Below are 24,371 nucleotides of genomic sequence, written 5' to 3' on the forward strand. Positions count from 1 at the left end.
ACCCGACCTTAGGAGCGACCGAGCAAAGAGATTTGGACGCCGTCCAGTGTGTCGTCTATCGGCCGGTCGAATGGCCGACCCCCGTCGTTCGACGTGGTAGCTAAGCTGATACCTGTCGTATCAACCAGTTACGATGAGCCATCCACAACCGCTGGACCCGGACCGTCTCAGAGTCGCATACCGCGACGAGATAGACGGTGCCTACCTGTACGACGTGTTGGCGGGACTCGCAGACACACCGGAACTCGAAACTGTGTACGAACGGTTGGCAACCTCCGAACGGGGCCACGCCGACCAACTCCGAGCACTCCTCGGTGAAGACGAGTCAGTGCCGTCGACACCATCGTGGCGTGCTCGCGTGCTCGCTCGACTCGCTGGCCGATTTGGTCCGGGTATCGTGCTCCCGACGCTGACCGAACGCGAGGTGGACGGTGCCGCAGACTACCTCGTTGCCGGGGAATCGGGTATCGCAGCCGACGAACACGGCCACGCTCGAACACTGCGAGCGCTCTCGGAGACGACCGGGGGTGTCCAAGGGACGACGCTCGCGATGTTGGAAGGCCGCCACCGTGCGACGAGCGGAAACACCCTCCGTGCAGCAGTTCTCGGCGCCAACGATGGGTTAGTCTCTAACCTCAGTCTCGTGATGGGTGTCGCTGGTGCGTCGCTCTCGCCTGAGTCGGTCCTCATCGCTGGCCTCGCCGGCCTCGTCGCTGGGTCCGGGTCGATGGCGATGGGTGAGTGGCTCTCGGTCCAGAGTTCGCGTGAACTGTACGAACGACAACTCTCCGTCGAGGCCGCCGAACTCGAAGCGAGCCCCGAGGAGGAAGCCGAAGAACTCGTGCTCATCTACCGAGCCAAAGGGGTTCCGGAGGCGCAGGCCACGGAACTCGCCAGTCGACTCGTCTCGGACCGTGACACTGCACTCGACACGCTCGCGCGCGAAGAACTCGCCATCGACCCGGAAGACCTGGGTGGGTCAGCGTGGGGTGCCGCGGCGAGTTCGTTCGTCCTCTTCGCACTCGGGGCGGTCATTCCGGTGATTCCGTTCTTCTTCGTCTCGGGAACTCCTGCCGTCATCGCGAGTCTCGTTGCGAGCGCGATCGGACTCTTCGCAATCGGAGCAGGAATCACCGTGTTGACCGGTCGAAGTCTCCTCTTCTCTGGTGGCCGGCAGGTCGGAATCGGGCTCGCTGCCGCCGCGTTGACCTACGGTATCGGTTCCCTCGTTGGGGTCGGTTTAGTTGGCTGACACCGTTTCACCACGGCCAATTTTAGACTAGTCTAATTTCCAATTTAGAACAACAAATCTATATGCTTCCTCGAGTCTATATCTGATAGTAATGAGTAACAAACCTCGTCAAGGACGAGAACGGGCCATGTCTCGGCGGCGTGTACTTGCCGCAGGCACCGGTCTCGTGACTGCTGGTCTCGCAGGCTGTCTTGGCAGCTCTGAGGGAACCCTTGGAAGTAGCAACTCGGACGATACCGACGCAGAAGACGGTCCCGTCGTCGTCGCGTCGTTCTTCAGTTTCTACGACTTCGCGCGGAAAGTGGCGAAAGACACGCCAGTGACGCTGAAGAACTTGGTACCGACTGGACTCCACGGACACGGCTGGGAACCCGACGCGAGTGTCACGCGTGACATCATCGAGGCGGACGCGTTCATCCACGTCGGTGAGGACTTCCAACCGTGGGCAGACCGCGCCATTCAGACGCTGAAAGACGACGACGTCGACACGCAACTCATCAACGTGCGCGAGGGCGTCGAACTCGTCGAACTCGCCGCCAGTCTCGACAGAGATGAAGAAGGTGTCGGCGAAGGCCGCGGTCGAGACCCGCACTTCTGGCTCGACCCACAGCGCGCGAAGACGGCAGTCGACAACATCACCGAGGGCCTCGTCGAACTCGCCCCCGAGTACGAAGACACCTTCCGCGAGAACGCGTCGACGTACAAGACCGACGTTCTCGACCGAATCGACAGCGACTACCAGGACATCTTCGACAGAGCAGAGCGAAAAGTCGTCCAGTTGGCCGCACACAACGCGTTCCAGTACATCGGCGTCCGCTACGGCGTCGAGATGCGTCCGCTCGTCGTCAACCTCGCCGCGAGTGGCGACGTGAAGCCATCGGACATCACCGAAGCGAAACGCGTCATCGACGAGAACGACATCAAGTACATCGGTGCCGGCGTCTTCGAGACGCGCAAGCCCGCGAAGCAGTTGATTGCCGAGACGAACGTCGAAGCCTACTACCCCGTGACTCCGTACGCAGGCGTCCGTGAGGACTGGGTCGAGAACGAGTGGGGCTACGAGGAGATTGCGTACAACATCAACATGCCGACGTTCGAAGTCGTCCTCGGGAACAAGTCGCCCGACGAGGTCGGCTACGATGGCTGGGCGGACGAGTGGAGAAACTTCGAATGAGCATGATGCGTCCGTCTGAAGCACGAACAGAACTGCAAACGGGGGACGCCGTCGTCGAACTGTCGAACGTCGAGTTCGGCTACACCGCTAGTCCAGTCGTCGAAGATATCTCACTCCGTATCGACGCCGGCGAGTACGTCGCCGTCGTCGGACCGAACGGGTCGGGAAAGTCGACGCTGATGAAGCTCATGCTCGGCCTCCTCCGTCCTGATTCGGGAACTGCGCGCCTGTTCGACGAGCCATCGCACGCCTTCGACGACGGCGCTCGAATCGGCTACGTCGCCCAACACGCGAGCGCCTCGAAAGAGATGCCCATCACGGTCCGTGAAGTCGTGAAGATGGGTCGATTCCCACACGTCGGCTTCGGGCGACTGTCTGCCGAAGACAAGCAAATCGTCGACGACGCGCTCGAAACCGTCGGCATGACCGCGTTCGCCAACCGCCGCGTGACGAAACTCTCCGGCGGGCAGCGCCAGCGCGCGTTCATCGCCCGTGCGCTCGCGAGCGAGGCCGACCTCCTCGTCTTGGACGAACCGACTGTCGGTGTCGACGCCGAGTCGGTCGACGCGTTCTACGACCTCCTCGAATCGCTCAACGAGTCGGGAATCACTATCCTGCTCATCGAGCACGACCTGAGCGCCGTCACCGAACACGCAGACCGCGTGGTCTGTCTCAACCGCGAGATATACTTCGACGGTCCAACCTCGGAGTTCGTCGAGAGTGACGCGCTCGCCCGAGCGTTCGGGACCGCAGCGACGTTCCTCGGAGGCTCGAAATGACCGCCGCTCTGCTCGTTCCGTTGCAGGCCGGGTTGCTCGACACGCTCCTCTCGCCGATGTACGGGTTCCTCGAGTTCTGGTACTGGCTGTTGACGCAGCTGTACTACCTGACGGGACTCGAACTCATCAGTCCGGAGTACAAGTTCATGCACCGGGCCATCCTCGTCGGTCTCTGTATCGGCGTGATGGCGCCGCTCATCGGGACGTTCCTCGTCCATCGCCAACTCGCACTCATCGGTGACGCGCTCGCACACACCGCCTTCGCCGGCGTCGCGGTCGGATTGTTCCTCAACGGCGTGTTGAACCTCGGCGTCTCGCCGTACTTGTCCGCTGTCGTCGTCGCCGTCATCGCAGCACTCCTCATCGAACTCATCTCTGAGGCCACTGACGCCTACAACGACGTGTCGATGGCCATCGTCCTCTCGACTGGGTTCGCACTCGGGACGGTCCTCATCAGTCTCAACGCCGGCGGACTCGCAGTCGGTATCAACCAGTACCTCTTCGGGAACCTCTCGACTGTCTCTGCAGAGAACGCGGCGATTCTGCTCGTCCTCTTCGCGATCATCGTCGGCACGATCGGACTCACGCGCAACCAACTGCTCTACGTCACCTTCGACGAGACGGCCGCAGCAGTGTCGGGCCTCTCGGTCACGTGGTACAACCGCGTGATGGTCATGCTGACCGCACTCGTCGTCGTCGGTGCGATGCAGATTATGGGTGTCATCCTCGTCGCCGCGATGCTCGTCGTCCCCGTCGCTGGGGCGGCACAGGTGTCACGGAGTTTCTCCGAATCACTCCTCGTCTCGGTCGTCCTCGCCCAGCTCGCCGTCCTCCTCGGTATCGGTGTCTCCTACTACGGCGAGGCGACGGCAGGGGGCGTCATCGTCCTCGTCGCCGTCGGCATCTACGTCGTCTCGGTCCTCATCGGGAAACTGCAGGCGCGTGTCCGTGAGGACACCGCACCAGAACTCGGCAGCATCGACTCGACGAGTTCAGACTGAGACGGTCACTGTTTCGTCGGCCTCTGCGAACCCTGATATCGTGAGCGTCGCCTCTCGGCGTCCGGTTTTTTCCACTTCGATACACGCGTTGAACGAGGTCTTCATGCCGGCGACGACACTGTCGACGCTCGTCCCGATGTCACTATTCGTGTCGAGTGCGCAGACGCCGATACCCTCACCACGGCGAATGTCCGACAGGAAGTTCGAGTTCAAGAGTCTGTAGACTGACCGCACGTCTGTTGCTTCCTCGCAGATGCTCGTACAGAGGTAGATTCCCGACCGGAATCGAGGCGTCTTCTGTTGTGACTCCGAGAGAAGCATCGAGAAGTTCATCCCGAGTTTCGTGAGGTCACCGAGGTCGTCTATCGTCTCGACGTTGGTGCCACTCACACCCGCACCGGCTAGCACAGACGACCGGGACCCAGACCCACGCGTCACCTTGTCGAGTGCCCGTTGGACCATCCGACCGCTGTCGTTCGTCGCCAGCACGACACTTCGTTCGTCTTCCTGTGCCGCGACGAGTTGATAGAACACCGACTGGAGGGCATCCGAGTCGTCGCCGACGAGCAAGATGCTCGTGCCACTGTCTATCGCGCCCAGTCCCATCGAGTCGGCAGTGAACGTCTCCGAAGACCTGAGACTCATTGGACCGCCTCCACTGTCCGCGTTCCAAGCGCGGCCTGGCGAAGCTCGAGAATCTCCATCGCAGTTTCCGCGAACTGCTGAAGTTCGTGTCGCTCTTCGGCGTCGTACGTCCGCACAACGTCGTCGATGAGACACACCTGCCCGATGACGTGGCCATCACTAGTCGTCATGTTTGCGCCCGCATACGACCGAATTCCGAGGTTCGCGAGGTGTGGGTTCTCACTGAACCGCTTGTCTTCTCTGAGGTCTTCGACGACCATCACGTCCGCTTGCAACATGCTGTGTGTGCAGATGGTGTCTTCGCGCGTCAGTCGGTCCCAGTCGCCACCGTGACAGGCGACGATGTTCTCTTCGTCCGCTTCGACCAGGCCGATGAACGCGATGGCCGTGTCGAAGTGACTGGCGATTAAGTCCGTGAGTCGGTCGAAACTCTCCTCGATCGGGAGTTCGTCGATGTCGTACTGTTCGAGGGCGTCCAATCGCTCCTGCTCGTCGTCTGGTTTCAAGAAACTGACCTGCGCGCTGTGGTTGATGACGTCTTCGACGATGAACGTCAACCGGTCGTATGCGTCGGGTAAGTCGCGATTGATGTACTCTAAGAGGACCTCCTCGAACGATGCCGTGTCAATCTCTCCCGGCGATATGTCGGTGAACAGCACACACGGTGTCTGCGGTGCAGTCTGTCTGATTGCCTGTACGATTTCGAGGCCACTCCCGTCGTCGAGTTCGTACCCGGTGACGACACAGACGACATCCCGTTCGTCGAGTATCGCATGGGCATCTTCGACAGACGTTGCTTCGACTGCTTCGAACGCCTCTTCAGTGTCTATCGCGGTGGACACCGCGCCAACTCGGTCCACTGTATCGACGCACAAAATTGTCCGACTCATTGTTCACCCGAAACTCAGTGAACCCGTGTAAAGTTCTATGTGCCAAATTATCGCCCCCGATATTTAGGGTGTTCAAGTAGGACGTTGGTCGTTCTGCCGCCGGTATCGTGCCGTAGCTACGACTTGCAGATGACGAAGGCCCAGAGTGCTCTGTTCCGACCAACGCCAATTTCGTATCGCAGTATGTGATTTATGAAGGAGGAATGCGTTCTCTCGACCCGAAAACGCGACCGCCCACGAACCAATATCTTCAACAACGACCACAACGGATTCGCTTGCATGAGCGACCTCGAGATCGAACGCAAGTGCCCCGTCTGCGACAACGACACGTTCTACCTCGCCGCGAGCATGGAGGTTCACCTCGGAAAGAAGACCAAGTGGCACTGTACGAACTGTGACTACGGCTACATCCACATCACGGACGACGTCGAAACCTACGCGAAAGCCGAAGCGTAAGGCCGAAAAAAGGATTCTCTGTTATTCTTCGTCCGCTTCGAGCGATTGCCAGGAGAGTCGCGGGTTCCGGGCCGCAGACACCTGGTCGATACGCCGAGCGCTCGTCTTCGAGGGCGCAGTTTCGAGCGCCTCGTCAGAGTCTGCATAGGCAGCGTTGAAGGCGTGAGCGAGGTCGTCGAGCGACGCCTTGTCTTCGACTTCCGTGGGTTCCGTGAGCATCGCCTGTGAGACGAGTTCGGGCCACTTCGTCGTCGGTGGGTGGACACCGTAGTCGAGCATCCGCTTTGCCACGTCTGCGGCGTCGCGGTCACCCGATGTCGCCGCGAACTCGTGGTGGAACGGTCCGTACGGGACCTCCAAGTCGATTTGCGAGGCGAGGTAGTTCGCGTTCAACACGGCCTTCGCGCTGGCGTCTGCGAGTCCCTCGTCGCCGAGGCGGGCGATGTAGGCGTACGCCTTCACGAGGACGAGCCAGTTACCGGCGAAGCCGTGGACCTTTCCAATCGAGGACTCGGGTTCGTACTGTTCGTACCCGGCCGCAGTCTCGCGGACCATCGGACTCGGGAGGTACTCGGCGAGTTCTTCGACGACACCGACCGGACCTGCGCCCGGTCCGCCACCGCCGTGGGGCGTGGCGAACGTCTTGTGGACGTTGTAGTGCATGATGTCGAAGCCCATGTCACCGGGGCGAGCACGTCCGAGAAGTGCGTTGAAGTTCGCACCATCGTAGTAGAGCAAGCCACCCGCCTCGTGGACCATCTCCGAAATCTCGACGATGTCACGCTCGAACAGGCCGAGCGTGTTCGGGTTCGTGAGCATGAGCGCGGCCGTCTCTTCGGAGATGGCAGCTTCGAGTGCCTCGATGTCGACTCGTCCCTCCTCGTCAGAGGGGAGTTCGACCACGTCGTACCCCGCCATCGCGGCGGAAGCGAAGTTCGTCCCGTGCGCAGACGCCGGGATGATAATCTCCGAGCGGTCGTCGTCACGGGCCTCGTGGTAGGCTTTCGCGATGAGGATGCCGGCGAACTCACCAGCAGCGCCTGCTGGCGGTTGGAGCGTCACCGCGTCCATGCCGCCGATAGTCGCGAGGTACTCCTGCAGGCCGTGGAGCAGGCCGAGCGTCCCCTGAATCGTCCGGTCAGACCGGTCGGGGTGGACCGCTGCATTGGGGTCGCCGGCGACGTCCTCGGTGAACGACGGGTTGTACTTCATCGTACACGACCCCAGCGGGTACGGCCCCAGTTCGACGCTGTAGTTCATCTGCGACAGGCGCGTGTAGTGGCGCGCCAACTGAGGTTCCGAGAGGCCCGGCAGCGTGAGTTCGTCACGCGTCAGGTCGTCGGGGAGGACACCATCGGCATCGACTTCGACGGTAGTGCTGTCCTTTTCGGACAGAAGCGGTTCGTAGACGTCGTCGCGGCTGAATCGGGCTTGGTCGAAGTTCATCAGGCTACCTCCTCGAAGGCCGCGACGAGATCGTCTGCGGCGTCGGCGTTCGCCTCCGTGATACAGACCTGAATGTGGTGGTCGTCGAGCGCGTGGACCGCGAATCCACGACCTGCGAGGTCGTTCGTAATCGCCGGAGCGGGTTGGTCAGTGTAGGCGACGAACTCCCGGAAGTGGTGGCGGTCGTACACCGGTGCTTTCACACCCGAGATATCGTCGAGACGCTCCGCGAGGTCACGTGCGTTGACGACGGCGTCTTTGGCGACGTCGACGAGGCGGTCCGGGCCGAGCCACGCGATGTGCATTGCCGTTCGGAGTGCGACCCACGCCTGATTCGTACAGATGTTCGACGTAGCTCGCTCCTTGCGGATGTGCTGTTCGCGGGTCTGGAGCGTCAGCGTGAACGCTCGCATGTCTTCGGCGTCTTCGGAGACGCCGACGAGGCGGCCGGGAACCTGTCGGAGGAAGTCTTCGCGGGTGGCGAAGATACCGAGGCCCATGCCGTACGCCGACCCGATTCCGAGTGCGCCTGCTTCGCCGACGACGACGTCGGCACCGACGCTCGCGGGTTCTTGCAGGAGCGAGAGGGCGACGACGTCGCTTCCGAGACAGAACAGCGCGTCGTTCTCGTGGGCGATGTCGCCGATGTCGGCGAGTCGCTCTTCGATGACGCCCCGAACGGTCGGACTCTCGGCGTAGACCATCACCGTCTCGTCGTCGACGAGGTCGGAGAGGGCGTCGACGTCGACAGCACCGTCGTCCATCGGGTACTCCCCGATTTCCATGTCGGCACCGTCGAGGTAGTTCTCGAGGACGCCCAGACGGCCTTCGTGGATGTGTTCGGGGACGAGGACGCGGTGGCCACTCGCACCGCGTCGGAGGCGGTTTGCGAGGAGTGCGGCCTCAGCGAGGGCCGTCGCGGCGTCGTACATCGAGCAGTTCGCCACCGGGAGGCCGGTCAGTTCGACCAGCATCGACTGGTACTCGAAGAGCACCTGCAGGAAGCCCTGCGCAATCTCTGGTTGGTACTGTGTGTACGAGGTGAGGAACTCCGAGCGCCGCGAGAGGTCGTCGACCAGTGCCGGCACGTAGTGGGCGTGGTGACCACGTCCGAGGAACTCGGTCAGTTCTTCGTTTCGGGCGAAGAGGTCCGCGAGAGACTGTCTGAGTTCTCGCTCGCCGGTCGGGTCGATGCCGAACTCGTCGTCGAAGCGGACGTCTTCGGGGATGTCGAAGAGGTCTTCGACGGAGTCGACACCGACTGCGTCCAGCATGTCGGCCTCGTCAGCGTCTGTGTGTGGGGCGTACGGGCTTCCGACCCGTCGTCCATTTCCAGCGGTCATCTCACTCCGTTTGCTCGCGGTACTCCTCTGGAGAGAGGAGGTCGTCGAACTCGTCCGTGTCGGACGGTTCCAGTTCGAGCATCCATCCGTCGCCGTACGGGTCGTCGTTGACGAGTTCGGGGGCGTCGAACAGGTCTTCGTTGACGGCGGCGACCGTCCCCGAAATCGGGGCGTAGAGGTCGGAGACTGCCTTGATACTCTCGACGACGCCGAACTCGTCGCCTGCTGCGACTTCGTCGCCCTCGGCGGGGAGTTCGACGAACACGACGTCGCCCAGTTCGTCCTGTGCGAAGTCAGAGATGCCGACGCGGACGGTGTCGCCGTCGGTGGTGGTCCATTCGTGCGATTCCAGGTACTTTCGGTCGTCGGGAATTTCGAACATTATCGGTCGATAAAGGGTGGTGTGACTATCTTTGCGCGCTTTTCACGGCCGCGGACGAGAACCTGTACGATGGTCCCCGACTCTGCGTATTCGGTGGGGACGTAGCCGAGTCCGATGGGTTCCGAGAGCGTCGGACTCATCGTTCCGCTCGTCACCACACCGACGACGTCGCCGTCCTCGGTGGCGATGTCGTAGCCGTGTCGGGGGATTCCGCGGTCGAGGAGTGTGAAACCGACGAACGTCTCGTCGACTCCGTCCTCACGTTGCTGTTCGAGGGCGTCACGGCCCACGAACTCGGTGTCTAACTTGACGACGAAGCCGATGCCGGCCTCGTAGGGGGTTCGGGGTTCGTCCTCGGGGTCGAAATCTTGCCCAGAGAGCAAGTACCCCATCTCCATCCGGAGCGTGTCGCGGCACCCGAGTCCACACGGTGTGGCGTCGAGTGACGACCACACGGTCTCGGCGTCGTCCCACGGACAGAGGACTTCGAAGCCGTCTTCGCCGGTGTAGCCCGTTCGGGCGACCCAGCACTCGACCCCCGCGACGTCGGCGAACGTCGCTTGGAACTTCGAGAGGCCGCCGAGGTTCGCGTCGGGTGCGGCATCCGTGACGGTGTCGAGTGCGTCCGGGCCCTGTACTGCGAACATGGCCCACTCTTCGGTGACGTCCTCGACGGTGGCGTCGAGGTCCCAGTCGTCACGGAACGAGGTCCACCGGTCGTACATCTCTTCGTCGTGCCCGGCGTTCGGGATGAAGAGGTACACCCGGCCGTCTCGGTCAGGTAATCGGTAGACGACGGTGTCGTCGATGATGACTCCCTCGTCGTCGACGATGGCCGAGTACTGCGAGTCACCCGGGTCGAGGGCCGTCACGTCGTTCGTCGTCAGGCGTTGCATCAACGCGGTGGCGTCCGGGCCGGACACTTCGATCTCACTCATGTGTGAGACGTCGAAGATGCCAACGGACTCTCGGACGGCCGCGTGTTCTGCCTTGATGGAGTCGTACTCCACAGGCATGTCCCATCCGCCGAACTCCGTGAAACGCGCCCCGGCGTCAGCGTGGGCGTCGTACAACGGCGGCTTTCGAAGGCCCATACGGGCCACTGCGAACCGCGATAAGTAATGCTTTGGTATCTCCTCGCGCGGTATGGGCACGATTGTGTGTACATTGGCTTGTCAGGAAGTCAGAAAGAGCATGTATTCGCAACACCGCCGCCAAAAACTGCCACCTCGGGCGAACCACCGATTTCGCTGCTGACGGGCTCAATAAACTAGATACTGCGATACGGAATTACTCCCGTGTCCAATATCACGACCATTTACGAGAGGGAAACCGGGGAATCACCGCAGTACGTCAGCCAGAGCCAACGCTGAAGAGATAATTCGGAGCGCAGTCGTAGCTGAAGTCCGGTCTATAGGCTGGTAACCCGACATTGTAGCCGTAGGTAGTTTTATTAGGACACGGGTGGAAATAGTTACTATGATTGTTGTAACTTCTGAGAAGCAGACGCCCGTCCGCTCGACCCCCGTCCGCCGTACCGCCACCTTCGCCGAGATGTCTGCGGCGATGCGCGACCTCTAAACACTTCCTTTGATTCTAACTCGGGGGGTCTTCCCCACACCGACAGGTTCGTCCCGTCTGTACCTATGTTTATTTTGAACTGACAGTTTCTCACTCGGGGCAAACTGGAGCGAGTTGTCTGCGAAAAAACAGGAGATGGCGCTCAGTTCCGCTCAGGAACAGACTACTTTCCAAGAGAGTCGTGAGCGCGAAACTGTCGTAAACACGGGACTGTAGGCCTGAGACGTTGTATCTCGGGAAACGGATATACCCTTGGGTGTCATATTTTACGAAACTGGGCACAGCGCCCTGATACCTATGGCAGACAAACCACACCAGAACCTAGCCATCATCGGACACGTCGACCACGGGAAGTCCACGCTCGTCGGGAGACTCCTGTTCGAGACAGGCAGCGTACCGGAACACATCATCGAACAGCACCGCGAGGAAGCGGAGTCCAAGGGCAAGTCGGGTTTCGAATTCGCCTACGTCATGGACAACCTCGCAGAAGAGCGTGAGCGCGGTGTCACGATCGACATCGCCCACCAGCGCTTCGACACGGACAAGTACTACTTCACCATCGTGGACACGCCCGGTCACCGCGACTTCGTGAAGAACATGATTACGGGCGCGTCGCAGGCCGACCACGCCATTCTCGTCGTGGCGGCCGACGACGGTGTCGCTCCGCAGACCCGCGAGCACGTCTTCCTGGCCCGGACGCTCGGTATCGAGACGCTCATCATCGCGGTCAACAAGATGGACGTCGTCGACTACAGCGAAGACACCTACAAGCAGGTCAAAGAGGAAGTCCAACAACTCCTGAAGCAGGTTCGGTTCGACAGCGACGATGCTCGGTTTATCCCCATCTCGGCGTTCGAGGGGGACAACATCTCCGAGCACTCGGACAACATGCCGTGGTTCGACGGCCCGACGGTGCTGGAAGCACTCAACAATCTTCCAGAGCCGTCACCGCCGACGGACGCACCGCTCAGAATTCCGATTCAGGACGTCTACACCATCTCAGGTATCGGGACTGTTCCCGTCGGTCGCGTCGAGACTGGCATCCTGAACGTCGGTGACAACGTGAGCTTCCAACCGTCGGATATCTCCGGCGAAGTGAAGACCATCGAGATGCACCACGAGGAAGTCGGTCAAGCCGGCCCCGGCGACAACATCGGGTTCAACGTCCGCGGCGTCGGCAAAGACGACATCCGCCGTGGCGACGTCTGTGGCCCGGCCGACGACCCGCCGTCCGTCGCGAAGACGTTCAAGGCGCAAATCGTCGTGATGCAGCACCCATCGGTCATCACCGCTGGCTACACGCCGGTCATCCACGCGCACACCTCACAGGTCGCGTGTACGTTCGAATCGCTCGACCAGAAACTCGACCCCGCGTCGGGTGAAGTCGCCGAGGAGAACCCGGACTTCATCAAAGCAGGTGACGCCGCAATCGTCACGCTCCGGCCACAGAAACCACTCAGCCTCGAACCGTCGTCAGAAATCGCCGAACTCGGCAGCTTCGCCATCCGTGATATGGGTCAGACCATCGCGGCCGGCAAAGTGCTCGAAGTCAACGAGTGAACTACTCGTTTCGACCTGTCCTTTTTGTTTCGACGTAGTCAGGCTTGCCCTTCGACGCCCGGGTAGAGCGCTGAGACTTGCCAGACGTTCGCGCGGACACCCGCACGTTCGATGTCCATCCGAACCCGGTCGCCACTGTGATGGCTTGCGAGGTAGTCACGAAGGGCTCGGTTGTCGTAGGATGTGACGTGATACGTAGACCCGTTTTCGTCCCGGAGGGTCGCCGCCCCATGGTCATTTACCTCGTTCACGATTGTGAACGTTTTCCCACCACTTTTAGTTACCATTTCCACCATGCTCGATAATATGTGAGAATGTGGCATAAAACCGGCGGTCTGGCCGATAAATCATTATAAACTTATGAACAGTTTCATACTAGACTAACGAGACTACGACGCGGCATTCCCCCACGCCCGTCGGTAGTAGTTTTCAAAACGGCCCGTCCCACGGTTGCAACGGAAGGTCATGCGCCAGCAGTTCATACTGGCGTGGGACGTGCCGTGGTGTCGAACCATCGTCAGTGAGACGACGGTTGTGCCCTGAGAAGTGGCACCGACCACGTGCTGTATGACCAATCCCTGCAGTGGGCCGAGCGCATTATGACTGGACGCCTCCTATTCGGATAACGAACTGGCCTGATATAGCAAGGGCTACTTATCTACTGATTCGCCCTTGACACGCCGCCGAACGTCGACGTAGTAGTTTCTGAGGACGTCACGTCCAATTCGAAGTGGAGTATCTGGCTCGACATCGTCGTCGAGAACGGCTGTCACGGTCCGTCGGTCTCCGGCAAGTTCGACGACGATATCGACGCGCGGTGCCGCGTCACCAGAGAGGACAGACGGTGGTTCGGCACCGATTTCTATCGCCAGTTCGGGGTCGATTCGTGTCGTGTCGGCAGCAGTGTCGATGTGCGCGAGAACCGCCTTCGAGCCACTGATTCCAGTGACTGTGACTCGCTCTGAATAGCCGACGACTGGCACACGTTCGTCCCGAACCGAGGATGGCGCATCTTCGGGTGGCGTCCCATCGAGTTGGTGAGTGAGTCGTTCCACGTCAGCCTCGTTGACACTCCCACCTGCTCGCTCGATTGCGAGTCGAGCAATCGCAGCAGCGGGCGAGGTCCCTGTCGCGCGGTAGAGTCCACGGAACCCTGCAGTCGGATTGACCTCGAGCACGACCCATCCGTCGGGGCTCTCGATGAGGTCGACACCAGCGAAGTCGAGTCCGAGCGCACGTGTTGCGCGGAGGGCCGCACCCGCTGCCTGTTGAGAGAGTTCGTCCGTCGCATCGACGACGTCACCACCGAGTGCGACGTTGGTTCGCCAGTCTCCTGCTGGCGCGTATCGGTACATCGCCCCGACGATTTCGTCGCCGACGATGTAGACTCTGAGGTCACGGTGGTCCTCTGTCTCGCTGAGGTACTCCTGAATGAACGCTCGCCGGTCGTCGACGGTCGCGGAAAGCGGTCGGTCGTGGTCCACGAGCCACGTCCCGCCCCCGTTGGTTCCGATGGCCGTCTTGTAGACCACTGGTGACCCGAACTTGACGCGTGCTTCGTTCAACTTGGCATCACTCGTGGCGAGATACGTGTGCGGAATTGGGACACCTGCCGCTGCGAGTCGGGCCGCTGTCGCGTGCTTGTGGACTGCAAAGAGGACGTTACGTGGATCGTTGAGGACGGGCCGAACTGCTGCGTAGCAACTCGCAATCGAGAGGTCTTCGAGCGGTGTCGTCGACTTCGAGAGCAAGAGTCGGTTGATTACGACGTCGACGTCCGGTTCGAGGCGGACTCCTTCAGACGAGACCTCTATACCGACTGCCTCTTCGTGGAGCCAGTACGCTTCGTGCCCTAGTTCGGAGACCGCGTTGCTGAGCGCCTTCGTCTCTCTGCTGTCGTGAAAGCCAAGAATACCCACCGTGATTGTCGCGTCTCCCCCAGTCATACCCCACATACGTGACCAGGTAGTATCAGCACATCGAGATGTCTAGGGGAACGAGAATGTTTGTCGTGCTGACGAAGATACGAGACCGAACCCCGACGTGCTCATGAAGAATCGGTCGGTATGACGGTGTTGTTTGCCGGGGGTGTCGGGGTGTGAGGTCCTCGGATGTGTCTGGGTTGTCGACGACGATTTGCTCGGTGCTATCGGTCGACCACGACCGGTACTCGTCGTTGCGCGTCGTTCGTCGTGTAGAGTGCACTGTGGGTTGCATTGCGCTCTGCGAACGCGACCGCGGCGCCGCCGAGCGTCTCGTTCTCGTGAACGACTCGCACGTTCGTTGGGACCTGTTGTTCGACCACCTGACGTGGACTGCCCGCAGTCTTCGAGACGCCGACGAGAACCTCGTTCTCTTTCGGTCCCGGTGTCCTGCCCGGTGTCGCCGTCGTCAGGCCGGCCACTCCTGTGATACCTGCAGTGGTGGAGGGCTTCAGGAAGGCCCGTCTGTCGAACGCTGGGGTGCCTGTCATAGGCACCCACAACTCAGAAGAGTATCTCTATAGCTGTTATCGTAACTGAAATCCACATTTCACCAAATCTGTGGGAAGAAACTCAGCCCAAGCGTGGAAATACGAACAAATCTCCAAGCGAACGGCGGGGAGAATCGAGTCATCACTGTCTTGAGACGACGAACCGACGGCCCACGAGTGACCTCGAAATTTATAAACACGAAACCGGGCGAGGAGTTGTATGGACCTCCTGCGGCGGTTGTTCGGTTCCGACGAGGCACCGTCGGGTCGAGTCGCCCTCTTCGTCGACGGACCGAACGTCCTTCGCGACGAGTTCGACGTCGACTTAGACGACATCCGTGAAGCGGCACGAGCGCTCGGTGGACAGATGAGTGCGACACGACTGTACCTCGACGAACACGCCACACCGGGACTGATTCAGGCGGCCGAAGCGCGCGGCTTCGAGGTCATCATCACGAGCGGCGACGTAGACGTGAAACTCGCCGTCGACCTCACACGCTACGCCGTCGAAGGGCGCGCTGAAGTCATCGCCATCGCCTCCCGCGACACCGACTTCAAACCCGCACTGGAGACGGCCAACGAGTACGGTCTCCGAACCGTCGCCATCGCACCCGGAAGTTACGGTCGGTCAGACGCGCTCCAGAACGCGGCGACCCACGCGGTCACGCTCGACGAACTGGCCGACGAGCGCGACAACTGAGCGGTCGTCTCTCGCTGCTCACGCCCACACGAGCACGGACATCGACACCGGTGGCGACTCACGAACGGTTCGCTTTTTTCCCGGCCGGTCGACCACACGACCATGCAGGAGTTCGACACGCCGGTGCTGGACAACCACCTCCACCTCGACCCGGACCACGGCCGTGGGGTCGAGGCAGTCAAGGACTTCGTCCGAAGTGGGGGAACCCACCTCCTCGTCGTGAACAAGCCATCGTGGCTCTTGGGACACGAAGTCGAGACAGGCGAGGACTTTCGCCCCGTCTTCGAGACCACGGTCGACGTCGTCCGTGAGGCATCTGCGATTCTCGACGGACAGGCGTGGCCCGTCCTCGGCGTCCATCCCGGACTCGTCTCGAAGCTCGTCGACGACCGAGGGTACGACGCCGAAGACGCCCGGGACCTGATGTGCGCCGGTCTCGACACGGCCGCCGAGTTCGTCCGCGCCGGCGACGCGCTCGCGCTCAAGTCCGGGCGACCGCACTACGACGTCTCCGACGCCGTCTGGGAGGCGTCGAACGACGTGCTCAAACACGGACTCGAACTCGCCGCCGACTGCGACTGCGCACTCCAACTCCACACGGAGTCGACGACAGACCTCTCGGACGTCGCGTCGTGGGCCGACGAACGCGGGGTTCCCCGTGAACGCGTCGTGAAACACTACGCGCAAGGCCACCTCGTCGGCGGGACGCCGAGCGTGATGAGCGACAGAGACCGCCTCGAAGTTGCCGCCGAGCGTGGTGACCCGTTCTTGATGGAGACGGACTTCATCGACGACCCCGACCGACCCGGCGCGGTGATGGGTCCGAAGACGGTTCCCCGCCGTGTCGACTGGCTGCTCGACGAGGGGTACGACGCAGCAGTCCGGAATGCGCACGTCGAGACGCCCAGCCTCGTCTACGACATCGACACCGAAGCGACACTCGACCGCTGAGGGCATCTGACACCTGCTCGGACCGCGATAGCGCCTCGATTTCTGTGTTGTCGCGCGGCACGCCTCTGTGTCGCACGCCTTGCCATCGGATAAGAAAGGCATTTGAGTCCGGCACGGGAGGATGTAGGTATGACCGAGGCCGAGGAACGATACTACTCCCCGGAACGCTGGCAGAACTGGTTGACACGCGTCGAAGAAGAGGACCTGGACCTCGAAAGCGAAGAGACCGGACGCCTCCTGATGAACATCCAGAACGACGCAGCCATCGCGCTCGCGAAGATTCTGGCCGCGTACGACGACGGCACGCTCGATCAGGAGGAAGCACTCGACGAACTCGCGACCGTCCACGACATCGTCATGGCGGAAGCCGAGTTCGAGACCGAGAACGAAGAGGGCGAGATTCTCATCGGAAGCGTCCAGACGAGCCTCACCTGTGCCTTCTTCACGGCCGAAGAGTACCTCATCGCCGGTCCCGCTGAACTCGAAGACGAGCTGGAGGCGTACGTCCTCGCCGCCGCAGACGCCGAAGCCGCCGACGACCTCGACGCCGCGCTCGGCTACATCGTCCAGATGGGGACGAACGTCGTCGCAGGCGAAGAACTCGACATCTCCGTGCTCGACGACATCGAGTTCGGTCTCGTCACGGAGTGGGTCGACGGTATCGAGAGTCTCCAGAGTGGGCTCTCGGAACCCGAAGTCGTCGAAGAAGAAGACTAAACTCGGCCACCACCTCACTCGATTCTCCGTTTTCCGTCGCAGAGCGAGTGTGCCGACCATCTTCGAACTCGAACACGGCCGGCGAGTGACTACTTCGGAACGGCCACGAAGTACGTCGACGATTCGCCGGTGTCGAATCTGACGGTGACGATGAAGAAGTCCTCCGTCACGCCCATCGGCTTGTTGTCGCTGTTGAAGACGAGTGTGACGGGTGTCGGCGTGCCGGTGTCCAGTTGGACATTGTTCGCGCCCAACTCGTGTTGCAGGCCGCCGATTGGCTGTGGGTCAGACCCGTTGAACGTCGCCGTATCGGCAATCGGGTCTCCCTGGTCTGGGTAGTAGAACGACACGCGGAAACTGGTGATGGTGCGTTGGTCTCCCGTGTTGTTCAGTCGAATCTCGACGGTGTCTTTCGCTGGTGAACTCGTGTCTTCGAGGATGACGTCTCCCTTTTCGTTGTTCGGCGGGTTGATTTCACCCGTCGAACCATCGCCTCCCGACCCGCTTCCACTACCACTGCCACCGCTGCCGTTCACGACCGGAATCGTGTAGGTCACTTCTTCGGTGGACTCGATGTCCCCACTCCCGTCGAAGTCGCTCGACGCTTCGATGGTGACACGCTCCGTCGCGTCGCTGTCGACGGTGAAGTCGAACGTCGCGAGCCCTTCGTCGGTGGTCGTGACGGTCTGACTCTTCGGCGTCGCATCACCGGTAACTTCGAACTCGATGGACTCGCCTTCGACGGGGTTGTTGTACCCGTCGCGCGCTTCGACGGCGACCGTCGACGTCTCTCCGGGCGACGCCACGACGCTGGTCGTCGCCGGAACGAGATATTCGGCTTCTGGCGGCGCGGTTGTCGGTGTGGCCGACGACGACGACAGTTCGACCTTCGCGAGACGGAGTTCGTACGTGTACGAGCCATCGAGGGTGACACGAACGAGACTGTTCGTCGGGTCGTCACCGGTATCGAGGTCTGTAATCGACACGACACGGGCGTTTTCTCTCATTCGGTCTGCCGTCACTGACCGGTTCCACGCCGTCGCATTGCTCCCAACTGGAAGGGTGATTTCGATGTCCTCGCCAGTCGTGTTGGTCACCGTCACCGTCTCGGCGGACGACGAGATGGGTGTCACCGTCAGCGGCGTCTGGACACCTGTTTGTCCGATCCGCCCGTCGAGTGCGACGACGGTGATGCGGTTCCCCGAGATGAACGTCTGCCCACCGAGTGGGACGACGTTCGCACCGGCCTCCCGCTGGACCGAGACCCCCGTCAGCGACACCGACTCGGCGTCGAACTCGTTGTAGGCTGGCGAGTACCGGAGCACTTTGCTCTGATAAGTGCGTTGGCTTCCGTTCCACACAGTCTGGACTGATGCCGCTTCACCGTCGACAGCGTCCGCGCCCGTGATAGAAACCGTCCGTGCATCGGACAGCGAGAGTCCCCCTGTCGGCGGCCCGGGGTTTACGAACAACGTCCGGGGGCGGTACCGAACACCGGTCTGTACTACGGTCCCCGACTGGACGTCTTTGGTCGCACCCGTGAGAAGGTCGTTGTGCAGTGAGACGAGGTCGTCCGAGGCGTCGAGGTACGCCTCGAACTCCGTCGATTTCGTCTCCTGCGGGACGACCGTCGCCTGATAGAGCGACAGGCCGATGACGAGGAACCCGAACAGGAGGATAGCTCCCACCTGAACGGCTTGCCCTCGTTCACTGTCGAGAAACTCCATTGGCGAGGTCAACCGCGTGGAAGCGTATAGGTCTATTGCCGTGACTCTCACGCCGCGTAGACTTTTGTACAGTCTCGGTGAGTCTCTCCTGTGCAGGACCGCGCGCAGTCTGAACTGGTCGGAACGATTCTCCTCGTTAGCCTCGTCGTTCTCTCCGTCTCGGTCGGTGGGTCGTTCGCTATCGCGAGTCTGTTCGGGGAACAGACACCGTCGCCAACGGTCGACACCGCGGTCGAACTCACTCCGTCGAACTTCACCGTGGTTCACCGTGGCGGCGACCCACTCGACGTGAGTGACCTGAATATCGTCGTCAGTCGAAATGGGTCGTCTACCACGTACGCACTCGAATCGGGGAGAGTGAACGGTGTGGCTGTCTCTTCGACGACAGTACTCGTCGCAGGTGACCGGTGGACGCCTCCGGGGCCGGACCCGTTTGGCCCGAGCGACGAAGTCCGCGTCGTGGTCGTTCACGAACCCTCTGGGACTGTTCTCGTGACGAAGCAACGGTCGGCCGACTCGGCGTGACTGACGACCAGTACCCCGAGTAACGCGGGGCGAACTCGGTTCGGTGCGAAGATATCGACAATCAGCGTAACGCCCTATCGACAAAACCATATGCCCCCACTCTGAAGAATCATCCATGACTTCCGTGGGCATCGACGCCATCGAGATTCGGACGGGCAAACTCGTTTTAGACCTCCCCAACACCTTCGCGCCGGTGAAGGGTGAAGACCCCGAGAAGTACACCAAGGGCCTCGGACTCTACACCTCGTCGTTCCCCGACGTGTACGAGGACATCGTCACGATGGGCGCGAATGCCGCCAAGTCCCTGATGGACCGAAAGGGGCTCAAACCAGAGGACATCGGCCGAATCGACGTGGCGACGGAGTCCGCATTCGACAACTCCAAGCCGGTGTCGACGTACATCGCTGGCTGTCTCGAACAGGTGTACGACGGCGACTTCCGCCACGCCAACAAAGGCGAGCGCAAGTTCGCGTGTATCGCCGGGACCCAGAGCCTCGACGACGCGTACAACTGGATCAAGGCCGGACGTAACCGTGGTCGTGCAGCGCTCGTCATCGCGACCGACACCGCACTCTACGAACGCGGTGACCCGGGTGAGGCGACGCAGGGTGCCGGTGCCGTCGCGATGCTCATCGACGAAGACCCCGACCTCGTCGAACTCTCGACCGAACAGGGCTACGGCAGCATGGACGAGACGGACTTCCTCAAGCCGAACCAGCAGTTCCCGTCGGTCGACGGCAAGCGCTCCATGCAGGTCTATCTCGCTCGCATGCGTGAGGCGCTCGAAGATTACGAGAGCGTCGCCGGTCGAACCCACCCCGACGACTTCGAGTACATCCCGTTCCACACGCCGTTCCCCGGAATGGTCCGCAAGGCCGCACTCCTCGGCTTCCGTCACATGAGCCGCGACACGGAAATCGAAGACGAACTCGCGGACGAAATCGGCCGCCAGCCCCGCGAAGCCGACTTCGAGACGTGGGACGACTACGAGGAGGCCATCCGCGCCTACATGGACGACCTGAAGACGACCGAGCAGTACCGCGACTGGTACGGCCGCGTCATCGAACCGACGCTCGACATCTCCAGCCGCGTCGGCAACTGGTACACCGGTTCCGTCCACATCGCTCGCCTGTCGGCGCTCATCGCCGCCGCCGAGGAAGGTAAAGAGATGACCGGCAAGAAGCTCCTCGTCGGCTCCTACGGCTCTGGCGCACAGGCCGAGATTCACGCCGAGACGGTCCAGGAGACGTGGCTCGACGAGATCGAGGCCGTCGACGTCGACTCCCAACTCGCCGACCGAACCGAGATTTCGTTCGACGACTACGAACTCATCCACGACGTGCACAACCACGAGAAGGAGATCGAAGTCGAGGAGTTCACCCAACCCGAAGCCGAGTTCGTCTTCACTGGCTGGGGCCGGATGAACGAGCGCCGCTACGAGTACGTCGAATAGACGTCGAGTAGCGAGTTCACTCACTCGATTGGTCACCAGTACGATTCTTCGGTGACGATTACGGCCGACTCGCTCCGTTCTTCAGCCCTCAAAACGACACCGCTTGGTCAGGGAGTATCCGCCACGATTCCGCGGGGTCTGCGCCACGGTCGTCGTAGAACTTCCGACCGATGTAGTCGTCGCTCAGGTTCCCGATAATCGTCGTATACAGGTCGTCAGCGGACTCGAACGTCGCCGTGCCAAGCGGTGTGAGGATGGTCGCTATCGTCTCGGAGTTATCGGCATCCGGGGCGTCGACTTCGACGTCGCCGACGTGTTCGACCACGCCCTCGACGTCGATTGGGTAGGTCAACTCGTCGGCGAGGAACGCGGAGAGTGCGTGGGATTCCATACTGGCAGTAGCACGCGAGAGCGTTTCGGCTTTTTTCGCACTCTCGAAGACACTCACGACTCTCGAAGCGAAGCAGGCCCACCACCAATCGTGGGGTGGCGTTACGGGAGTTTTCGCAGGTCTTCGAGCATCTCTTCTAAGTCGCGGTTCGTCACCGCGAGACCGAACCCGTCGATAGTCGCGAGCGAGGGCGCGTGTTCCCAGAGTTCGTCTTCCGTGAGTCCATGGAGGACGACGGCGTTCGGCGTCGGAGTGACGACACGCATGGCGACGAGTGGAGACTCACCACGGGTGACGTCTGTGAATACGAGCGCACGACTCGTCGATTGGCCGTAGAGGCGGTAGAACTCCTCCGACGAGAGGCGTGTAATCGCCTGAATACTGTTGATGACGGTGTGGCCGCTGATTCGGTCCTGGTCGCCGTCGACGATTTTGGTCGCGCCGATGGCGTCGTAGAACGTATCCAGCGGGATGGAGGTCGGATACTCGCGGAGGTCCTGGACGATATCGCTTTCGAACCCTGCGGAGAGGACGCGAGCATACTGGCGGATTCGACTGCCGCCGCGGGCCTCGTCGATGTCCAGCAGGGCTTCGACCATCCGACGGATGACGCCGATACCCGGACTCTCACGACGGCCACTCTCGTAGTCCGAGACGACTGACGAGGAGACGTCGAGCTGCTCGGCGAGTGCTGTCTGCGAGATATCGAAGTCAGTGCGCCACTTTCGGAGCGTCGCACCGGGGTCGTCAGAGAGCGTAATCTCTCCCGCGATGCGGCGGGCGAGGTCGTCGCGGGGTGCCGCGGTCATCGGCCGCACCTCCATACGACGGGGGAGTGAGACATGCGATAACGTGCGAGAGTGCACCGCAAAAGAGTGTCGAAAGGGGAAGTCGTCGCTTGACGAACTTGGCAGGGCAGACGTGAACGAACCCGACGGGAGTCCCGCGAACGAAGTGAGTGGGACACGGCGGGGAGAACGAACGAAGCGAGTGAACCCCACACAAAACCTCAAGTTCATCCGATGGTGACTGTGGGGTATGCCATCGACCCTCGTTCACGTCGCCGTCGGCGGACTCCTCGGCGCTGCCCTCCTCGGTCGCTGGTTCGATTCCCGGGCGATTTTCGTCGTGCTCGCGGCGGCAGCGGTTCCCGACCTCGACACCTTCACCAGCACGGTCATCCCCGGGAGTCATCGGTCGCTCCTCCACACGCTCTTGTTACCGCTCGTGCTCGCTGCAGTCGTCCTCTACGACACCCGTCTCCGAGAACAGTCGGTGATTCGTGAGCAGTGGGGGACCCGTGGCGTCGTCGTCGCGTGGGTCGCACTCGCTGCACTCCTCGGTGGCGGCATCATGCCGGACCTCTTTACGAACGGCGTGAACGCCTTCTACCCCTTCCACGACGCCTTCTACGCCATCAACGGGGAAGCCCTCTGGTCGAGTACGCGCGGGTTCGTCCAGACGTTCGTCGAACTTCGACCGGAGTCCGCACCGCCGACGACACAGACGCTCCACTACAGCACCGTGGTCGACCCCTCACCGGGTGCCGAACCCGAGAACGTCGAGCGAATCGCACCGCTCGCCTCGTCGGGTCTCGAACTCATGCTCGTCGTCCTCGGCACGACTGTCGTTGGCGGGCGACTCCTCGCAGACCGACTGTGGTCTCCGCGAAACTGAACCCACACGGTCACGACAGAGGCAATCCCTACAACTCCGGGCCTCCCACGACTCCGAGGGTTCATAACCGATGGCGGCGCACGGCCTCTCATGAGCGAGACACCTGCTGGCGTCGAGGTTCGGCCGTACGACCCGGCGGACGCCGAGGCGTTCTGGGAACTCAAGCGCGGATTCGAACTCGGTCTCGGTGAGGGAACTGGTGGGGACGACAAACTCTCGAAATACGAAGCGAAACTCACCGACGACTACCGAACGCGATATCTCTCGTGGGTCGAGCGCTGTTCGACCGACGACCCCGGGTGTGTCGTCGTCGCGGAAGCGACGGCAGACGACGGGACGAGCGACCTCGTCGGATACGCCTTCGCGCTCCCCGAAGGGATGACGTTCATCTGGGACGCGGCGGTGCTCAACGAGATATACCTCGCGCCCGAGTACCGAGGGAGCGGCGTCGCCGACGACCTCATGCAGGCGGTTCTCGACCACGCACGGTCACAGGACCTCCCACTCGACCGGATTGTCCTCGACGTCGACGAGGCCAACGACCGAGCGCAGGCGTTCTACGACCGATACGGGTTCGACCACTGGGGAGAACTCGTCGCGCGCGACCTCTGAGCGAGCGTCTGCACGCCTCACGACGACGGTTCTGACGCCTCAGCAACCGACGTTATCGGAGTGCTGCGGTGAGCGCCCCGCCGGCAGTACCCAGTGCGAGGGGATACACCCCTCCGGCGAGGAGCGCGGCAGTCACCGGGTCCGGACGAGCGACGGCGTCTCCAATCGAGACGGCGAACAGTGCGATACCCGCGAGCGCGACGGGCATGTACCCGAGTGCCGTCGTCGCGCCAGCGATTGCGCCAGATTTCACCGACGAGTGGCCGCTGGCGACAGTCACTGCGGCACCTGCCGCGAGCAACGCGACGATGGGAACCGCGTACAGTGCCGGAGAGAACGCACCCACGTTCTCGATGAGGTTGGTCGACGAGGTGGTCCCGAAGAGTCCCGGGAACGTCGTCGTCGCGCCGTGAGCGTTCAGAAACACCCACCCGACGACTTTCCACGTCGCGAGGTCCGAGCCGAGGGCTTCGAGCACCTGACTCGCTGTCGAGTTCTCGATGGTGGTCGACGTGGCGAGGTAGGTCGTCAGGTACGCGAGGAGGGCAGCACCGAGACCTGCGATTGCTCCGAGGCCGGCGGTTCGGAGTGGTGTGTGTGACGATTCGGAGACCGATTCAGTTGCCACTGACATCG

25 protein-coding genes and 1 pseudogene are annotated in these 24,371 nt (G+C 61.6%); 13 read left to right on the forward strand and 13 right to left on the reverse strand.

Annotation, left to right across the window (positions count from 1 at the left end; translation table 11 throughout):
• Positions 1-133: 133 nt before the first annotated feature.
• From GJR98_RS06650 to GJR98_RS06665, 4 genes are all read left to right on the forward strand, one after another.
• Positions 134-1,252 carry a VIT1/CCC1 transporter family protein gene (locus tag GJR98_RS06650; RefSeq protein ID WP_151136696.1) on the forward strand — a complete coding sequence of 373 codons (1,119 nt, stop codon included), beginning with the start codon at positions 134-136 and terminating at the stop codon, positions 1,250-1,252.
• Positions 1,253-1,343: 91 nt separating this feature from the next.
• Complete coding sequence (locus tag GJR98_RS06655; RefSeq protein ID WP_151136698.1) at positions 1,344-2,426, forward strand: metal ABC transporter substrate-binding protein; 1,083 nt, start codon at positions 1,344-1,346, stop codon at positions 2,424-2,426.
• Positions 2,423-3,205 carry a metal ABC transporter ATP-binding protein gene (locus GJR98_RS06660; RefSeq protein WP_151136700.1) on the forward strand — a complete coding sequence of 261 codons (783 nt, stop codon included), beginning with the start codon at positions 2,423-2,425 and terminating at the stop codon, positions 3,203-3,205. Before GJR98_RS06655 ends, GJR98_RS06660 begins: the two co-directional genes overlap by 4 nt.
• Complete coding sequence (locus GJR98_RS06665; protein ID WP_151136702.1) at positions 3,202-4,206, forward strand: metal ABC transporter permease; 1,005 nt, start codon at positions 3,202-3,204, stop codon at positions 4,204-4,206. Before GJR98_RS06660 ends, GJR98_RS06665 begins: the two co-directional genes overlap by 4 nt.
• Here GJR98_RS06665 and GJR98_RS06670 read toward each other — a convergent pair.
• Both GJR98_RS06670 and GJR98_RS06675 read right to left on the reverse strand, forming a co-directional pair.
• Positions 4,198-4,851 (reverse strand): DUF7504 family protein, encoded by a 654-nt coding sequence (locus GJR98_RS06670; protein WP_151136704.1) that lies wholly within the window; start codon positions 4,849-4,851, stop codon positions 4,198-4,200. The two genes, GJR98_RS06665 and GJR98_RS06670, sit on opposite strands and share 9 nt — an antisense overlap.
• Positions 4,848-5,741, reverse strand: coding sequence for a GAF domain-containing protein (locus GJR98_RS06675; protein ID WP_151136706.1), 894 nt, complete (start codon positions 5,739-5,741; stop codon positions 4,848-4,850). The genes GJR98_RS06670 and GJR98_RS06675 overlap by 4 nt, the downstream gene beginning before the upstream one ends.
• 279 nt (positions 5,742-6,020) lie before the next feature.
• Between GJR98_RS06675 and GJR98_RS17455 the strand changes: the two genes are divergently transcribed.
• Positions 6,021-6,197, forward strand: a complete 177-nt coding sequence (locus GJR98_RS17455; RefSeq protein ID WP_191965430.1) for a DUF7838 family putative zinc beta-ribbon protein — start codon at positions 6,021-6,023, stop codon at positions 6,195-6,197.
• A 21-nt stretch (positions 6,198-6,218) separates the two neighbouring features.
• Here the strand turns inward: GJR98_RS17455 and gcvPB are convergent, their stop codons facing one another.
• The 4 genes from gcvPB to gcvT are packed head-to-tail and all read right to left on the reverse strand — an operon-like array spanning position 6,219 to position 10,462.
• On the reverse strand, positions 6,219-7,643 hold the full coding sequence (gcvPB, locus tag GJR98_RS06680) for an aminomethyl-transferring glycine dehydrogenase subunit GcvPB (RefSeq protein ID WP_151136708.1): 1,425 nt from the start codon (positions 7,641-7,643) through the stop codon (positions 6,219-6,221).
• A complete protein-coding gene (gene gcvPA, locus GJR98_RS06685; RefSeq protein WP_151136710.1) occupies positions 7,643-8,986 on the reverse strand; it encodes an aminomethyl-transferring glycine dehydrogenase subunit GcvPA in 1,344 nt (447 codons plus the stop codon). Before gcvPA ends, gcvPB begins: the two co-directional genes overlap by 1 nt.
• Position 8,987: 1 nt before the next feature.
• Positions 8,988-9,368, reverse strand: coding sequence for a glycine cleavage system protein GcvH (gene gcvH, locus GJR98_RS06690; RefSeq protein WP_151136712.1), 381 nt, complete (start codon positions 9,366-9,368; stop codon positions 8,988-8,990).
• The gene (gene gcvT / locus GJR98_RS06695) at positions 9,368-10,462 is read right to left on the reverse strand and encodes a glycine cleavage system aminomethyltransferase GcvT (protein ID WP_151136714.1); all 1,095 of its coding nucleotides are present in this window, start codon (positions 10,460-10,462) and stop codon (positions 9,368-9,370) included. The genes gcvH and gcvT overlap by 1 nt, the downstream gene beginning before the upstream one ends.
• Before the next feature lie 784 nt (positions 10,463-11,246).
• Between gcvT and tuf the strand changes: the two genes are divergently transcribed.
• On the forward strand, positions 11,247-12,509 hold the full coding sequence (gene tuf, locus GJR98_RS06700; protein WP_151136717.1) for a translation elongation factor EF-1 subunit alpha: 1,263 nt from the start codon (positions 11,247-11,249) through the stop codon (positions 12,507-12,509).
• Between the two features lie 38 nt (positions 12,510-12,547).
• On the opposite strand, the gene GJR98_RS06705 is transcribed toward tuf, so the two are convergent.
• The 3 genes and pseudogenes from GJR98_RS06705 to GJR98_RS06715 all read right to left on the reverse strand — a co-directional run.
• Positions 12,548-12,805, reverse strand: a complete 258-nt coding sequence (locus tag GJR98_RS06705) for a hypothetical protein (protein WP_151136719.1) — start codon at positions 12,803-12,805, stop codon at positions 12,548-12,550.
• Between the two features lie 354 nt (positions 12,806-13,159).
• Positions 13,160-14,455, reverse strand: coding sequence for an ATP-grasp domain-containing protein (locus tag GJR98_RS06710; RefSeq protein ID WP_151136721.1), 1,296 nt, complete (start codon positions 14,453-14,455; stop codon positions 13,160-13,162).
• Between the two features lie 230 nt (positions 14,456-14,685).
• Positions 14,686-14,982: pseudogene (locus GJR98_RS06715) on the reverse strand (twin-arginine translocation signal domain-containing protein); the annotation flags it as partial.
• A 220-nt stretch (positions 14,983-15,202) separates the two neighbouring features.
• Here GJR98_RS06715 and GJR98_RS06720 point away from each other — a divergent pair.
• From GJR98_RS06720 to GJR98_RS06730, 3 genes are all read left to right on the forward strand, one after another.
• Positions 15,203-15,682, forward strand: coding sequence for an NYN domain-containing protein (locus GJR98_RS06720; protein WP_151136725.1), 480 nt, complete (start codon positions 15,203-15,205; stop codon positions 15,680-15,682).
• A 102-nt stretch (positions 15,683-15,784) separates the two neighbouring features.
• Positions 15,785-16,633, forward strand: coding sequence for a TatD family hydrolase (locus GJR98_RS06725; protein ID WP_151136727.1), 849 nt, complete (start codon positions 15,785-15,787; stop codon positions 16,631-16,633).
• Between the two features lie 129 nt (positions 16,634-16,762).
• The gene (locus GJR98_RS06730; RefSeq protein WP_151136729.1) at positions 16,763-17,350 is read left to right on the forward strand and encodes a DUF2150 family protein; all 588 of its coding nucleotides are present in this window, start codon (positions 16,763-16,765) and stop codon (positions 17,348-17,350) included.
• Positions 17,351-17,439: 89 nt separating this feature from the next.
• Here GJR98_RS06730 and GJR98_RS06735 read toward each other — a convergent pair whose 3' ends face one another.
• Entirely contained in the window at positions 17,440-19,077 is a 1,638-nt protein-coding gene (locus tag GJR98_RS06735; RefSeq protein ID WP_151136731.1) for an Ig-like domain-containing protein, read from the reverse strand.
• Positions 19,078-19,167: 90 nt separating this feature from the next.
• On the opposite strand from GJR98_RS06735, the gene GJR98_RS06740 reads away from it, so the two are divergent.
• Positions 19,168-19,602 carry a type IV pilin gene (locus GJR98_RS06740; protein WP_151136733.1) on the forward strand — a complete coding sequence of 145 codons (435 nt, stop codon included), beginning with the start codon at positions 19,168-19,170 and terminating at the stop codon, positions 19,600-19,602.
• A gap of 115 nt (positions 19,603-19,717) precedes the next feature.
• Positions 19,718-21,055: a hydroxymethylglutaryl-CoA synthase gene (gene hmgB, locus GJR98_RS06745; RefSeq protein WP_151136736.1), complete on the forward strand. Its 1,338-nt coding sequence runs from the start codon at positions 19,718-19,720 to the stop codon at positions 21,053-21,055.
• An 88-nt stretch (positions 21,056-21,143) separates the two neighbouring features.
• Here the strand turns inward: hmgB and GJR98_RS06750 are convergent, their stop codons facing one another.
• Positions 21,144-21,446 carry a DUF5789 family protein gene (locus tag GJR98_RS06750; RefSeq protein WP_151136738.1) on the reverse strand — a complete coding sequence of 101 codons (303 nt, stop codon included), beginning with the start codon at positions 21,444-21,446 and terminating at the stop codon, positions 21,144-21,146.
• A 101-nt stretch (positions 21,447-21,547) separates the two neighbouring features.
• Complete coding sequence (locus GJR98_RS06755; protein ID WP_151136740.1) at positions 21,548-22,255, reverse strand: helix-turn-helix domain-containing protein; 708 nt, start codon at positions 22,253-22,255, stop codon at positions 21,548-21,550.
• Positions 22,256-22,484: 229 nt separating this feature from the next.
• On the opposite strand from GJR98_RS06755, the gene GJR98_RS06760 reads away from it, so the two are divergent.
• Both GJR98_RS06760 and GJR98_RS06765 read left to right on the forward strand, forming a co-directional pair.
• Positions 22,485-23,123 (forward strand): metal-dependent hydrolase, encoded by a 639-nt coding sequence (locus GJR98_RS06760; protein ID WP_151136742.1) that lies wholly within the window; start codon positions 22,485-22,487, stop codon positions 23,121-23,123.
• A 90-nt stretch (positions 23,124-23,213) separates the two neighbouring features.
• Entirely contained in the window at positions 23,214-23,735 is a 522-nt protein-coding gene (locus GJR98_RS06765) for a GNAT family N-acetyltransferase (protein ID WP_151136744.1), read from the forward strand.
• A 52-nt stretch (positions 23,736-23,787) separates the two neighbouring features.
• Here the strand turns inward: GJR98_RS06765 and GJR98_RS06770 are convergent, their stop codons facing one another.
• Positions 23,788-24,369, reverse strand: coding sequence for a transporter (locus tag GJR98_RS06770; protein ID WP_151136746.1), 582 nt, complete (start codon positions 24,367-24,369; stop codon positions 23,788-23,790).
• Between the last annotated feature and the right edge of the window lie 2 nt (positions 24,370-24,371).

It is taken from the genome of Haloferax marinisediminis, from assembly GCF_009674585.1.
GTDB classification, from domain to species: Archaea; Halobacteriota; Halobacteria; order Halobacteriales; family Haloferacaceae; genus Haloferax; species Haloferax marinisediminis.